This is a genomic window from Paenisporosarcina cavernae (assembly GCF_003595195.1).
GTDB lineage: Bacteria > Bacillota > Bacilli > Bacillales_A > Planococcaceae > Paenisporosarcina > Paenisporosarcina cavernae.
In genome coordinates this window covers 2,062,285-2,076,617 of the sequence record NZ_CP032418.1, presented here as the reverse complement: position 1 = coordinate 2,076,617, position 14,333 = coordinate 2,062,285, and the positions used below count along the sequence as shown (strand labels likewise).

The 14,333-nt window shown below is 39.4% G+C and carries 10 protein-coding genes; 9 read left to right on the top strand and 1 reads right to left on the bottom strand.

Annotated features, from left to right (window positions below; genetic code table 11):
• The first annotated feature begins 12 nt into the window (after positions 1-12).
• Both gatA and gatB read left to right on the top strand, forming a co-directional pair.
• A complete protein-coding gene (gene gatA, locus D3873_RS10715; RefSeq protein ID WP_119884015.1) occupies positions 13-1,482 on the top strand; it encodes an Asp-tRNA(Asn)/Glu-tRNA(Gln) amidotransferase subunit GatA in 1,470 nt (489 codons plus the stop codon).
• Complete coding sequence (gene gatB / locus D3873_RS10710) at positions 1,479-2,909, top strand: Asp-tRNA(Asn)/Glu-tRNA(Gln) amidotransferase subunit GatB (RefSeq protein WP_119884014.1); 1,431 nt, start codon at positions 1,479-1,481, stop codon at positions 2,907-2,909. The genes gatA and gatB overlap by 4 nt, the downstream gene beginning before the upstream one ends.
• A gap of 291 nt (positions 2,910-3,200) precedes the next feature.
• On the opposite strand, the gene D3873_RS10705 is transcribed toward gatB, so the two are convergent.
• The gene (locus tag D3873_RS10705; RefSeq protein WP_420798989.1) at positions 3,201-4,529 is read right to left on the bottom strand and encodes a TrkH family potassium uptake protein; all 1,329 of its coding nucleotides are present in this window, start codon (positions 4,527-4,529) and stop codon (positions 3,201-3,203) included.
• A gap of 179 nt (positions 4,530-4,708) precedes the next feature.
• Here D3873_RS10705 and D3873_RS10700 point away from each other — a divergent pair, with 179 nt between their 5' ends.
• The 7 genes from D3873_RS10700 (at position 4,709) to D3873_RS10675 (ending at position 13,997) form a co-directional block, all read left to right on the top strand.
• Complete coding sequence (locus tag D3873_RS10700) at positions 4,709-5,278, top strand: thioredoxin family protein (protein ID WP_119884012.1); 570 nt, start codon at positions 4,709-4,711, stop codon at positions 5,276-5,278.
• Positions 5,279-5,420: 142 nt separating this feature from the next.
• Positions 5,421-6,332, top strand: a complete 912-nt coding sequence (locus D3873_RS10695) for a diacylglycerol kinase (RefSeq protein ID WP_119884011.1) — start codon at positions 5,421-5,423, stop codon at positions 6,330-6,332.
• Positions 6,333-6,689: 357 nt separating this feature from the next.
• Positions 6,690-8,036 (top strand): cytochrome ubiquinol oxidase subunit I, encoded by a 1,347-nt coding sequence (locus D3873_RS10690; RefSeq protein WP_119884010.1) that lies wholly within the window; start codon positions 6,690-6,692, stop codon positions 8,034-8,036.
• Positions 8,033-9,058, top strand: a complete 1,026-nt coding sequence (locus D3873_RS10685; protein WP_119884009.1) for a cytochrome d ubiquinol oxidase subunit II — start codon at positions 8,033-8,035, stop codon at positions 9,056-9,058. The genes D3873_RS10690 and D3873_RS10685 overlap by 4 nt, the downstream gene beginning before the upstream one ends.
• 15 nt (positions 9,059-9,073) lie before the next feature.
• Positions 9,074-9,175 (top strand): cytochrome bd oxidase small subunit CydS family protein, encoded by a 102-nt coding sequence (gene cydS, locus D3873_RS13695; protein WP_420798988.1) that lies wholly within the window; start codon positions 9,074-9,076, stop codon positions 9,173-9,175.
• Positions 9,176-9,255: 80 nt separating this feature from the next.
• On the top strand, positions 9,256-10,620 hold the full coding sequence (rlmD, locus tag D3873_RS10680) for a 23S rRNA (uracil(1939)-C(5))-methyltransferase RlmD (RefSeq protein WP_119884008.1): 1,365 nt from the start codon (positions 9,256-9,258) through the stop codon (positions 10,618-10,620).
• A 224-nt stretch (positions 10,621-10,844) separates the two neighbouring features.
• The gene (locus D3873_RS10675) at positions 10,845-13,997 is read left to right on the top strand and encodes a DEAD/DEAH box helicase (RefSeq protein WP_205536299.1); all 3,153 of its coding nucleotides are present in this window, start codon (positions 10,845-10,847) and stop codon (positions 13,995-13,997) included.
• The last annotated feature ends 336 nt before the right edge of the window (positions 13,998-14,333 follow it).

Here is a 14,333-nt window from a genome sequence, read left to right as displayed (position 1 = left end):
GAGGAAAAAAGAATGATAGACCGCCACTTAACTTCGCGTGAATTACAAGAATCAATTCGTGCTGGAGAACGCACATATTCAGATATAGTAAATGAAACGTACAAAACGATTGATGAGACAGACGAAAACGTCCAATCATTTTTAGCGTTAAACAAAGAAAAAGCACTCGAACAAGCAAACGAAATGGATCAATCGGATGCAGCAAACCGATCACCACTATTTGGTATGCCCATCGGTGTAAAAGACAACATCGTAACAGAAGGATTGGAAACAACGTGTGCTTCCAAAATTCTAGAAGGCTTCCAACCAATTTATGATGCAACGGTTGTGAAAAAGTTAAAAGAAGCTGGCATGATTACGGTTGGGAAATTAAACATGGACGAGTTTGCCATGGGTTCTTCTAACGAAAACTCTGCGTATAAAAAAACGCGCAATCCTTGGGATTTAAACCGCGTTCCAGGAGGTTCATCTGGTGCTTCAGCAGCTTCTGTTGCAGCTGGTCAAGTACCTTTCTCATTAGGATCTGATACTGGTGGATCTATTCGTCAACCCGCATCATTTTGCGGTGTTGTAGGAATGAAACCAACATATGGCCGTGTATCTCGTTTTGGATTAGTCGCATTTGCTTCTTCCTTAGATCAAATTGGACCAATCACTCGAAACGTTGAAGATAATGCTCGTCTATTAGAAGTCATTTCTGGTGTTGATGCTCACGATTCCACTTCTGCTAATGTGGACGTACCTTCTTTTGTTGACGCATTAACTGGAGATGTGAAAGGGTTACGCATCGGGGTTCCAAAAGAGTACTTAAGCGATGGTGTAGGGGAAGATGCGAAAAATGCGGTCCTAGAAGCCTTAAAAACATTGGAATCGCTTGGAGCAAGTTGGGAAGAAGTATCGCTACCACATTCAAAATATGGTTTAGCAACGTATTATTTAATTTCTTCTTCTGAAGCATCATCTAACTTAGCTCGTTTTGATGGTATTCGTTACGGTTTCCGTGCCGATAACGTCTCGAACTTAATGGAATTATATAAAGAAACTCGTGCTCAAGGATTTGGGGATGAAGTAAAACGTCGTATTATGCTTGGAACATTTGCGCTGAGCGCTGGTTCATACGATGCTTACTATAAAAAAGCACAACAAGTCCGTACGCTAATCAAACAAGATTTTGATACCGTATTTGAAAAATTTGATGTCATCATTGGACCGACAACACCTACTCCTGCTTTTAAAGTTGGCGAGAAAATAGACGATCCGTTAACGATGTACGCAAATGATATTTTAACGATCCCTGTAAACTTAGCAGGCGTACCTGCTATTTCGATTCCTTGTGGATTCTCTGAAGGGTTACCACTTGGGTTACAAATTATCGGTAAACACTTCGATGAATCGACGATTTACCGCGTTGCACATGCCTTCGAGCAAGCAACTGACTTTCATTTACAAACACCAAGCATGAAGGAAGGTGCACATGCATGAACTTTGAAACGATTATTGGATTAGAAATTCACGTAGAATTAAAAACAGATTCCAAAATGTTTTCGCCTTCACCTGCACATTTTGGTGCAGAACCAAATACAAACACACATGTCATCGACCTTGGCTATCCAGGTGTACTACCTGTCGTAAATAAGACTGCAATCGACTACGGCATGATGGCTGCAATGGCTCTAAACTGTGAAATTGCAACAAACACGAAATTTGATCGAAAAAACTACTTTTATCCGGACAATCCAAAAGCGTATCAAATTTCTCAATACGATCAACCGATTGGTGAAAATGGCTGGGTGGAAATTGAAGTAGATGGCTACAAAAAGCGTATTGGAATCACCCGTCTTCACTTAGAAGAAGATGCAGGGAAGTTATCGCATACAGATGGTGGCTACTCATTGGTCGATTACAACCGTCAAGGCACACCGCTAATTGAAATCGTTTCCGAGCCTGACATTCGCACACCAGCTGAAGCTTACGCGTACTTAGAAAAAGTCCGCTCCATTATCCAGTTCACAGGCGTTTCTGACTGTAAAATGGAAGAAGGTTCTTTACGTTGTGATGCCAATATTTCTTTACGTCCATACGGTCAAGAGAAATTCGGTACAAAAGCGGAACTCAAAAACTTGAACTCGTTTACATATGTTCGGAAAGGATTAGAACACGAGCAAGTTCGACAAGAAGAAGTACTTCTTGCTGGTGGAGAAATTCTTCAAGAAACACGTCGTTATGATGAGTCAACTGGTAAAACCATTTTAATGCGTGTCAAAGAAGGATCCGATGACTATCGTTACTTCCCAGAACCAGACTTAGTCGATTTAGTGATTGACCAAGACTGGAAAGACCGTGTTCGTTCGTCCATTCCAGAACTTCCAGATGCTCGTAAAGAACGTTATGTGAATGAATTAGGGTTACCTGCATACGATGCAGCCGTATTAACACTTTCCAAAGAAATGTCCGATTTCTTTGAAGCAACGATTCAAGACGGTGCAGACCCGAAACTTTCTTCGAACTGGTTAATGGGAGATGTCTCCGCATACCTTAACGCAGAACAATTGGAACTGCATGATACGAAGCTAACGCCTGAAAACCTATCTGGCATGGTGAAATTAATTTCCGATGGCACTATTTCTTCTAAAATTGCGAAGAAAGTGTTCAAGGAGTTAGTGGAAAATGGTGGATCTGCTGACGAAGTAGTGAAGGCAAAAGGACTCGTACAAATTTCAGATGAAGGTGCACTTCGCACAATCGTGACTGAAACATTGGATGCGAATCCACAGTCCATTGAGGATTATAAGAACGGAAAGGATCGAGCAATTGGATTCTTAGTCGGACAAATCATGAAAGCAACAAAGGGCCAAGCGAATCCACCGATGGTCAACAAAATTTTACTCGAAGAAATTGCGAAAAGATAAGAAATATAGACTGTAAGCAAGCGCACAAATGTTGCGTTTGCTTACAGTCTTTTTCTTATTGATAAAATGAAATATCTGATTCCATTCTAGCTTGAAGATTTGATCATGCATTTCTACTCAATGAGGATTATGTCTTTCTGCAAACATTAACCCAATTCGACATCTCCTCAACCCAAAATCAAGAACAATAACCCAATCAGAACAGACTCCAACCCGAAATCAAAAACAACAACCGAATATTCCTCTCCCATCAAAAAGAGACGATTTATATTAAATCGCCTCTTTCAACCATCAACCAGTATGCACTTGTTCATAAGGATATCGATAGTTTACTTTTTTCACTTTCATTAATAAAAAGAAGAGTGTTAACGGGCCAATTCGTCCAACAAACATAACAATACTTAGAAAAACTTCCCCAAGGTCTGATATTTGATTGGTGACTCCCATGGACAATCCTACTGTACCAAATGCAGAAACGACTTCGAATGCAAGTGGTAAAAACGACAGTTTTTCCGAAACGGTAAGTAAAAAAATGAAAAAGATCACGAGCAACAAGCTAATGGTTGTAATTGCTAGCGAACGAATGACGGTTTCAATTTTGATGCTTCGTCCAAAAACTTCTGGTTCCGTTCGACCTTTTAAAAAAGCAATCGTCGTTAAAAGTACAATAATGAATGTCGTCAATTTAATACCAGATGCAGTAGAGGCACTTCCTGCACCGATAAACATGAGGAGCATGGTAAATAACAACGTCGAGTTATGCATGTCTCCGTAATTGATCGTATTAAATCCTGCGGTCCTTGGCGTGACTCCTTGAAAATATGAGGCCATTAATTTTTCAGGAAGACTCATCGCACCAAGTGTAGCTGGATTTGCGTACTCCAGTAAAAAGACGGTGAGGATGGAAATGACATTTACGACAATCGTGCTCACAATCATAATTTTCGTGTGTAAAGACCATTCACGAAACGATTTTTTATAATGTAAATCCATCACAACGGTAAATCCTAGACCACCTAAAATGAATAGCCCAGAGAGTACTAAGTTCACAATTGGATCGTGTGCAAATTGCATTAAGTTGTCTGGAAATAAAGAGAATCCCGCATTGTTAAAGGCGGAAACCACATGAAACAAAGCCAAGTATAATCCATGTCCGAGACCAAATCGCGGCATCCAATGTAAGGCGAGAAGGAGTGTTGCGACCGCCTCGATGGAAAAAACGAAAATAAAAATTAATTTTACAAGTTTAATCATTCCACCTACAGACTGTTGGTTAAACGATTCTTGTAAATAAATTCTGTTTTGAAAACCTACTTTTTTTCCAAACAACATTAACACTGCCACTGCGAATGTCATTAATCCGATTCCTCCAAATTGGATGAGAATCAACAAAAGAATCTCACCGAATGTGGTGAGAGTAGTTCCCGGATCAAATACGCTTAGCCCAGTAACTGTTGTGGCAGATGTAGCAACAAATAAAGCATCTGTCCAAGAAATAGCATGTGTCGTAGCGAATGGGGTTTTTAACAGAAGTGTTCCTAAAAAAATTAAGGAAGCAAAACTTCCGGCGATAACGAGTGGTGGTGAAAATTTCATTCGTTTCTTAATAGCTTTCATCATAAACTCCTATGAATTTTTTATTTCTAATTAATAGTTAACATTATGCCTCCGATAGCCCATTGTCAATCGGTCTTTTCATCAAACTCCTCAAAGCCTTTATAATTACGACACATTTCCAAAATGTAACTAATTGATAGACTGGCAATGGAAGAGTACACTTTTTTCAAGGAGGTTTTAACATGAAAACAGAACAACAATATTTTAAAGAAGCAATTTCACTTGAATCGTATATGAACAGCATGGAAAAACATAAAGAAAATAGTCATCAAATTTATGACGCCTTTAAAGTCCCACAAGAGGATGGATTTATAGACTTGCTGCAAAATACGAATCCGCACATTCTTGTGATTACAGAAGATTGGTGTGGAGATGCAATGCTGAACAATCCAATTTTACGAAAAGTGGCAGAAGCAGCGTCCATTGACGTGCGGGTGGTATATCGAGACCAAACACTCGATTTAATGGATCGCTATTTAACAAACGGCGGACGTTCGATTCCGGTCTACTTGCTCATGAATCAGGACGGGAAAGTACTCACTACATGGGGCCCACGTGCGCCTGAACTTCAAAAGCTTGTCTTGGAAATGAAAGACTCCCTCCCTTCAACAGATGATCCTTCATTCGCAGAAAAACAACAAGCACTTTTCAGTCAATTAACAAAAGACTATGTATCGAACAATCATTACTGGCAACTTGTTTACGAAGATATTCGTAAAAGGTTTTCTGAGGCACTTTCAAACGAGTCATAATTGTTGCTTAGAATGCATTGGTTTATAATGAAGAAAATGGAGCCGGCATATTGCGGGCTTCTTTCCATGGACGTGGAAACTTTTATCAAAGTAAAAGAGTCCTTTATGGAGGATGTATTTGTAAATCAGGAAGGAAATGTGTATGAAACGTGCACGAATTATTTATAACCCAACTTCAGGGCGCGAATTGTTTCGAAAACATTTGCCAGAAGTATTAGAACGATTAGAAATTGCTGGCTATGAGACGTCGTGTCACGCAACGACGTGTGAAGGAGATGCCACACAAGCTGCTGCGAAGGCAGTTGAACGAGGATTCGATCTCATTATTGCGGCTGGTGGAGACGGGACGTTAAACGAAGTGGTGGCAGGAGTTAGTCCTTATCCGAAGCGTCCAAAAATTGGATTAATCCCAATGGGCACAACGAATGATTTCGCGCGAGCTCTACGAATTCCGCGGGATATTGAAAAGGCACTCGATATTATTTTAAAAGATGAATGTATCCCAGTGGATGTCGGAGTAGTGAATGACCGTCATTTCATAAACATAGCAGGTGGCGGTAAGTTGACGGAACTGACGTATGAAGTACCGAGTAAGTTGAAAACGGTGCTTGGTCAGCTTGCCTACTATTTGAAAGGTGCAGAAATGCTGCCTTCCATTCGAGCATCACAAATGCGCATTGAATATGACGATGAAGTATTCGAAGAGGAAGCGATGATGTTTCTCGTTGGATTAACAAATTCCGTCGGTGGCTTTGAAAAACTCGCGCCAGATTCCAGTGTGAATGACGGAAAGTTTACACTCCTTATTTTGCGTAAATGTAACATCGCAGAATTCATCCGACTTGTCTCTTTAGCACTTCGCGGAGAACATTTAAATGATCCGCTTGTGATGTACAAAAAAGCGAGTAAAATTCGTGTCACTTCAAGTGATCGTGTCCAACTAAATTTAGACGGGGAATTTGGTGGGATTATCCCAGCGGAATTCACGAACTTACGTCGCCATATAGAAGTATTTGTTCCAATCGAGGACATTCGAGAACAAGACAGACCATAACATACTTATAGTAGCCAGCAGCCACAGGAAAACCATGGTTTGCTGGTTTTTCATTTAAGAAGCCTATCTCTACGAAAAATGAGTCAGCTGTTTGGAATGAAAGCAAGCCACAAATTCCAACATTGCTGTAATTTATTTCGAGCATCTAATCAGTCACAATTCCTTCACAACGGTGTTCCAAATTTGCCCCTTCTGACAAGTTGATTTCACTCCATATAGGGTATGATGTAGGTAAGGAGGGTGAGGTTATGTATAAAAAACAAGAGAAGAAATTGATTGGCCTCGCTTTTGTGGTGGCGGCAATTATGCTGTTATCCATTATTGGACGGATTTTTAGCTAACGAGGAGGGAATGAGTGTGAACAACGAGGAAGCATTATTTTTTAGTCGAGCATTAACGGAACTGACGTTATCGTTTCATATCATTTACGCGACGATTGGCGTCGGTATACCTTTGATGATTATGATTGCGCAGTGGGTTGGGATTAAGAAAAATGACGAACACTACATACTACTAGCGAGACGCTGGGCAAGGGGGTTCGTCATTACCGTGGCAGTTGGTGTCGTAACAGGTACCGCCATTGGTTTGCAGCTATCTTTACTTTGGCCAAATTTCATGGAGCTTGCAGGAAACGTAATTGCTTTGCCGCTTTTCATGGAAACCTTTGCGTTTTTCTTTGAAGCAATTTTCTTAGGAATTTATTTATATACGTGGGACCGTTTTGAGGATCAAAAGAAGCATCTACTACTCCTTATACCGGTCGCACTCGGTGCATCCTTTTCTGCAGTATTCATTACCATCGTGAATGCGTTTATGAATGCTCCACAAGGATTCGATTTAGTAGACGGAGAACTCATCAACGTTAATCCTATTTTGGCGATGCTAAATCCTGCAATGCCTACGAAAGTGGCACACGTTGTGATTACGGCATACATGACGTCAGCATTTGTGCTTGGATCGATCGCAGCTTACAGACTTTTAAAAGGTTCGAATCATGTATACCATAAAAAAGCGCTATTTCTTACGATGAAACTTGGACTGATCTTCTCAATCGGTGCAGCAATCATCGGGGATTTCTCAGGAAAATACTTAGCCGAGTATCAACCTGAAAAATTAGCTGCTGCAGAGTGGCATTTTGAAACAGAAGAAGGAGCAGGCTTGATTTTATTCGGCGTATTAGATGACGGCGAAGTAAAATACGAGATTAAAGTGCCGTACGCATTATCGATTCTCGCGCACAATGATCCTACTGCAGAAGTCATTGGGCTAGAGGAATTCGCAGAAGAAGACATTCCACCGCTTTACATTCACTACTTATTCCAAGTGATGGTGGGAATTGGTTCTCTCATGATTTTAGTGTCACTGATCTATGTACTCGGCAGATGGCGTCAATGGCAATTTGTCCACTCGAAAAACTATTTCCGTTTGATGGTCGCAGGTGGACCACTTGCAGTGATTGCCATTGAAGCGGGTTGGTGGTTTGCAGAAGTAGGTAGACAACCATGGATCTTGCGAGGGATTATGCGAACGGAAGATGCTGCAACTTCAAGTGGTCAAGTGGACTTAATGCTGATGTTGTTCGCTGGTTTATATTTAGTACTCGGTGTCGGTAGTATCGTGGTACTACGCAGAATGTTCCGAAAGAACCCAGTCGAACAAGAAATTGCTGACCGCGAAAAAGAAAGAGTAGGTGACTTCTCATGACGTTAGAAATCATCGGAATCTCCGTCTTGTGGCTTTTCTTATTTGGGTATGTCATGATTGCCTCCATTGATTTTGGTGCAGGCTTTTTCAACGCATACAACGTGATATTTGGACGGGAGCATGTCTTAACGACTGTCATTCAACGCTATTTATCACCTGTATGGGAAGTGACCAATGTCTTTTTAGTCTTTTTCTTTGTCGGCGTCATTGGGTTTTTCCCGAAAACAGCCTTTTACTACGGAACGTCCTTACTTGTTCCAGCTAGTATTGCGATTGTATTGCTCGCCATTCGTGGTTCGTACTACGCATTTGCGACATACGGCTCAATCGGTCATAAAGGTTACACTTTTATGTACGGACTATCTGGGTTATTCATTCCCGCTTCGCTTTCCATCGTGCTAACGATCTCTGAAGGTGGATTTATTGATATGGTGAATGAAAAACCTGTCCTCGATTATTTCGAGTTATTTACAAGTCCTTTAACTTGGTCGATCGTTGTTCTAAGTTTAGCTGCGGTCCTGTACATTTCCGCCGTGTTTCTAACGTGGTATGCGAGCAAAGCAGGAGATGTTAAAGCAACGGAACTTTTACGGAAGTATGCGCTTATTTGGTCACTGCCAACGATGATTACAGCATCCGGTATTATCGTAGAACTTCGCGCGCACAATAGCGAGCATTTTAACCGCATTGTCGATCTTGGCTGGGTGTTCGGTTTATCGTTCCTTCTATTCGTAGGAACTGTCTATCTATTATGGAAACGCAGAAGTTACGGCGTTGCCTTTGGATTACTCGCGGGACAATTTGCGCTCGCGTTCTTTGGTTATGGCGTGTCCCACTACCCTTACTTGCTGTATCCATATTTAACGCTTTACGATAGCTTCACCAATCCTGCAATGGCGATTTCATTGATCATAGCCTTTTTGATGGGACTAGGACTTCTCATCCCATCTCTGTACTTAGTATTTCGATTATTTGTGTTTAATAAAGACTATGTACAGGGTAAGGAAGACTATCATGCTTAAGGAGGCGCAAAGCCCATGACCGAATTCTTAATATTTGTCGCACCATTCGTTGTACTAATCGGAACCATTATTCTGGCGTTTTGGGTAGCACCCATGAACGGACCAGCTGAAAAATAATCTATCAAAGCCTTGGATGCATATCGCATTCAGGCTTTTTTTCTGTGCTACAATAAGGCAAGTGAAACGGAGGAACGAACATGTCTTTACCAGTCAAAAAGAATGATCAACTTGATGTTTATATAGAAGATTTAACACATGACGGATCAGGAGTTGCGAAAGTCGAGGGCTACCCGCTTTTCATTCCTGGAAGTTTACCCGGAGAAACTGTCCGTATTCATGTCGTGAAAACGTTAAAAAAATATGGCTTTGGAAAACTTCTCGAAATCGTCCAACCAGCTGAAAATCGAGTAGAGCCACCATGTCCTGTCTTTCATGTGTGCGGAGGCTGCCAAGTGCAGCATTTAACATACGAAGGACAGCTTGCGATGAAGCATTCCATGGTACGGAGTGTCATTGACCGTATTGCGAAACTTCCTCATGTGCCAGTACATCCCGTCCTTGGAATGGAAAATCCGTGGCGTTACCGAAACAAATCGCAAATACCTTTCGGCACGCAAAACGGTCGAATGGTAAGCGGATTTTATAAAACACGTACCCACGAAATTGTCGATACCGATGTTTGTCTCATTCAACAACCAGAAGGTGATGATATACTCCAAGCCTTAACGAACGAATTCGAAAAACTCGGAGTCATGCCATACGACGAAGAAACAGGTCGCGGGATGCTTCGACATGTCGTCATTCGAAAAGGCTTTGCGACGGGAGAAATCATGGTCGTGCTCATTACGAAAAAGAAAAAGTGGGCCGAAAAAGAGCAAGTAGTAGAAGCGGTTCGACGCATTGTACCAGACGTAACATCCATCATTCAAAACGTGAATAGCGAAAAAACGAACGTTATTTTTGGAAATGAAACACTCACCCTTTGGGGAAAAGACACGATTACAGATACCATTGGCGACGTGAAATTCGATATTTCCGCCAGATCGTTTTATCAAGTCAATCCCGTTCAAACGGAAGTGTTATACGGAAAAGCACTAGAGTACGCAAACTTAACAGGTGGAGAATCCGTTATAGATGCATATTGCGGAATCGGGACGATTTCTTTATTCCTAGCAAAAAATGCGAAGCACGTGTACGGTGTTGAAATTGTTCCAGAAGCGATTGAAGATGCCAAAAAGAATGCGGCTATCAATGGTATTTCGAACGCGACATTTGAAGCGGGTCCCGCAGAAGTCGTGATACCTAATTGGTACAAACAAGGAGTGAAAGCAGACGTACTAGTCGTCGATCCACCGCGCAAAGGATGCGACGAAACGTTATTACAAACGATTATTACCGAACGACCGAAGAAGATTGTGTATGTTTCTTGTAATCCAGCAACACTCGCAAGAGATCTCCGCATACTCGAAGACGGTGGATATGAAACAAAAGAAGTGCAACCAGTAGATATGTTTCCGCAAACAACTCATTGCGAAGCAGTCGCGTGGTTGGAATTGAGGTAATAGGAATTCCTTTTAAGGTGCCAGTGCACGGAACTATTATGAAAGTTTAAACATTCATGAATGTTTGAATAATCACGATTGTTTTTTGTACTGGCACTTGTTTTAACAGATACATATATTCTAAATATGGGAGTTAGCTACTTGAGATTTCCATTGCAGACTCCAAGTAGAAATCAATTAGTTAAGTTTTTTAATAAATAACAATTAATAAGAAAGTGGTGGAGATATTGAAAGAAGGAATTTATGAAGAAATTATAAATTCAAAGGTAAAGAGCCAATTAGCAGATCTTTCAATCGATGAATATACAATTGATATTGAAAAGCTAGATGCACAGGAAACTAGAAAACTTCTTTCAACTTATATCTCGACAGTTACAAGAAAAGCCCTAAGTTTTATGAGAGAAGACTCTGATAAAGACAGTGAGGTTTTATTACGTCAGATACGTGCATGTAATGATGTGATAAATTCATTAAGTTTGTCATTAAATGATGAAGAATTTCAAGAACTACGTATCGAAGAACAAGGAGAAGTTTTAACAGCTGTTTATAGCAAATTAAATACTGTAAGAGCTTTTAGAAAAGAAAAAGTTGTACGTCCCATTACTTCACTTTCCCAAACTTCACTTTTTACGGGGTCACATTATGAACCAAATATGCTAGAAGAATTAAGGAAAGAGATTGCTACATCTGATTCTATTGATTGGCTTGTTTCTTTTATTAAGTGGTCAGGACTTCGAATCATAATGGAAGAACTACGTTACTTCACTCAAGAAAGAGGGGGTAAACTCAGAGTAATCACAACTTCATATATGGAGGCGACCGATTATAAGGCCATTGAAGAATTGAGTAAATTGCCAAATACAGAAATTCGTATTTCATATGATAAAAACAGAACAAGACTGCACGCTAAAGCATATTTGTTTAAAAGGGAAACAGGATTTAGTACAGCATACATAGGTTCTTCCAACTTATCGAATCCAGCACTTACCTCAGGTCTTGAATGGAACTTAAAAGTAACCGAAAGAGATTCGATAGATGTAATACGCAAATTCGAAGCTACTTTTGAAAGTTATTGGAATGATGCTGATTTCAAGAAGTTAAATATTGATGATCCAGAAAGTTTGAATGCCTTAAAACAGTCATTGTCAAAACAACTATTAGTCGCAGAACCAGGCGGATTATATGTTTTGGATGTACACCCTTACTCGTATCAACAAGAAATTCTAGATCAACTAGAAGCCGAAAGAGAAACCCATGGCAGGTATCGTAATTTAATTGTTGCAGCGACTGGTGTAGGGAAAACAGTTATTTCAGCTTTTGATTTTAAAAGATACTATCAGAAGAATCCTCAATCAAAATTTTTATTCATTGCTCATCGGGAAGAAATATTAAAACAAAGTCTTACTACCTTTAGAGCTATTTTAAAAGATCAAAATTTTGGGGAAATGTTTGTTGGTAAACATAAACCTAAAACTCTGAATCACGTATTTATGAGTATACAAAGTTGGAATAGCAAGGGGATGGACATTCATACGACTCCAGAATTTTATGATTATATTGTAGTAGATGAGTTTCATCATGCAGCAGCTCCTTCATATCGAAAGCTCCTGGCTTATTATCGTCCGAAAATTTTGCTTGGATTAACAGCGACACCTGAACGTATGGATGGCGATAGTGTTCTTACTTATTTCGATGATTATATAGCAGCTGAAATGAGATTAACTGAAGCTATTGATCGTAAGTTGCTAAGTCCTTTTCATTATTTTGCAGTTTCGGACTCAGTTGATTTATCTACAATGAAATGGTCTAGGAGAGGGTATGACCATGGGGACCTGGAAAATGTATATACTGACAATCGCGTTAGAAGTGAATTAATAATAAGAAGCTTAAAGAAATATGTAACAAGTGTTGAGGGAATAAAGGGTTTAGGATTTTGTGTATCTATAAAGCATGCTACGTATATGGCCAATTTTTTTGCGGAAAAAGGTATATCTAGTATTGCGTTACATGGAGATTCTTCAGACGAAGAGAGAACATCCGCTAAAAATAAATTAAAGTCAGGGGAGATAAAATTTATCTTTGTTGTTGATTTATATAATGAAGGGGTAGATATACCTGAAATTAATACAATTTTATTTTTACGACCAACAGAAAGTATTACGGTTTTTTTACAGCAATTAGGTCGTGGATTACGATTAAGTGATGATAAAGAATGTTTAACTGTACTAGACTTTATTGGACAAGCTCATAAAGATTACCCATTTGAAGAAAAATTAAGAGCTTTAGTCGGGCGTACTAAACATTCTATTCGAAAATTCGTAGAAGATGGTTTTACACATACACCTAGGGGTAGTGAAATTTTATTAGAAAAGCAAGCTAAGGAATATATTTTACGTAATATAAAAGCTACAAAAAATTCTAAACAAGTCTTAATTAATAAAATGAAAAATTTTGAAGCAGATACCGGAAGAAAGCTAACGCTAAGCGAATTTTTAAAGTATTATCACTTAAGTTTAGCGGATTTTTATGGAACTTCAAAAAACCGTTTATTTGAAAGAATGAAGGTTGAAGCTGGCTTGGTTAGCGACTATCAATCAAAACATGAGGAGTTGTTAAAGAAGAGAATACAAAACTTCTTTCACTTGGACTCGGCTGACATTTTAAAGTTTTATATTAGGTTTATAAATGAAGGTATCGCCACGGGCATGGAAGAAAAGAGAATGGTTGGAATGCTTTATTATTCTCTTTTCCAAGCACCTCCTCTTGAAGAAGGTTTTACATCAATGGAACAAGGAGTTAAGACAGTATTCCATTCAGAGAACTTAAAAGTTGAGGTACTACAAGTGCTCATGTACCGATATGAACAATTAGACTTTGTTGAACGTTCTCATCGACTAGGTACCGTTAATCCTTTGAGAGTGCATGCGCACTATTCAACCGATCAAATTTTAGCAGCTTTTAATTATTATAATGATGATAAAAAACCAGCATTCCGTGAAGGAGTAAAATATTTCTCTGATGAGAAAATTGATATCTTTATGGTGACGTTAAATAAATCAGACAAAGATTTTTCTGTGTCAACAATGTATGAAGACTACGCAATAAGTGATTTCTTGTTTTATTGGCAGTCTCAAAGCCGTACTTCAGAGTCTAGCCCCACTGCACAAAGATATATAAATCATCTTAAAACTGGAAGTAAAATTGCATTGTTTGTTAGAGAATATAAGAAACAAGATGGATATACGTCTCCATTTACCTTCTTGGGCACTGCCGATTATGTAAAGCATGAAGGTAGCAGCCCTGTAAGCTTCACATGGAAGTTACATGAGAAAATGCCTGCAAAGCTTTTACCTATAGCTAATAAAAATATTTTATAATGAAAATGTCAATTCAAATCGAACAAGTCAAGAAAACTCATAAATATCTCAAATGGTGTATTGTTATTGCACTTGTACTTGTATGTTAGAAATTTAGGCTTTCAAACATTTGTAATAAAGTTTTAAGGTACCAGAGCACAGAACTATTATGAATGTTTAAACAATCACGAATGTTTGTTGCACTAGGACCTGTATGAAGCCGGATATTAAATACTAAACAGAACGTATGTGTGGTAAAATAATAGAGTAATAGAATAAGGTACTCAAGGGTGGTTGGCTCACTCCCGTTCGAAAGGGGGTGGTGCCTGTGTCAGTATTCGAAGCATTAATGATTGC

Excerpts from the sequence above, each read along its gene's own strand:
- gatA (WP_119884015.1), top strand. The coding sequence starts at position 13 with ATGATAGACCGCCACTTAACTTCGCGTGAATTACAAGAATCAATTCGT.
- D3873_RS10695 (WP_119884011.1), top strand. The coding sequence starts at position 5,421 with ATGAAACGTGCACGAATTATTTATAACCCAACTTCAGGGCGCGAATTG.
- rlmD (WP_119884008.1), top strand. The coding sequence starts at position 9,256 with ATGTCTTTACCAGTCAAAAAGAATGATCAACTTGATGTTTATATAGAA.
- D3873_RS10700 (WP_119884012.1), top strand. The coding sequence starts at position 4,709 with ATGAAAACAGAACAACAATATTTTAAAGAAGCAATTTCACTTGAATCG.
- gatB (WP_119884014.1), top strand. The coding sequence starts at position 1,479 with ATGAACTTTGAAACGATTATTGGATTAGAAATTCACGTAGAATTAAAA.
- D3873_RS10685 (WP_119884009.1), top strand. The coding sequence starts at position 8,033 with ATGACGTTAGAAATCATCGGAATCTCCGTCTTGTGGCTTTTCTTATTT.
- cydS (WP_420798988.1), top strand. The coding sequence starts at position 9,074 with ATGACCGAATTCTTAATATTTGTCGCACCATTCGTTGTACTAATCGGA.
- D3873_RS10705 (WP_420798989.1), bottom strand. The coding sequence starts at position 4,529 with ATGATGAAAGCTATTAAGAAACGAATGAAATTTTCACCACCACTCGTT.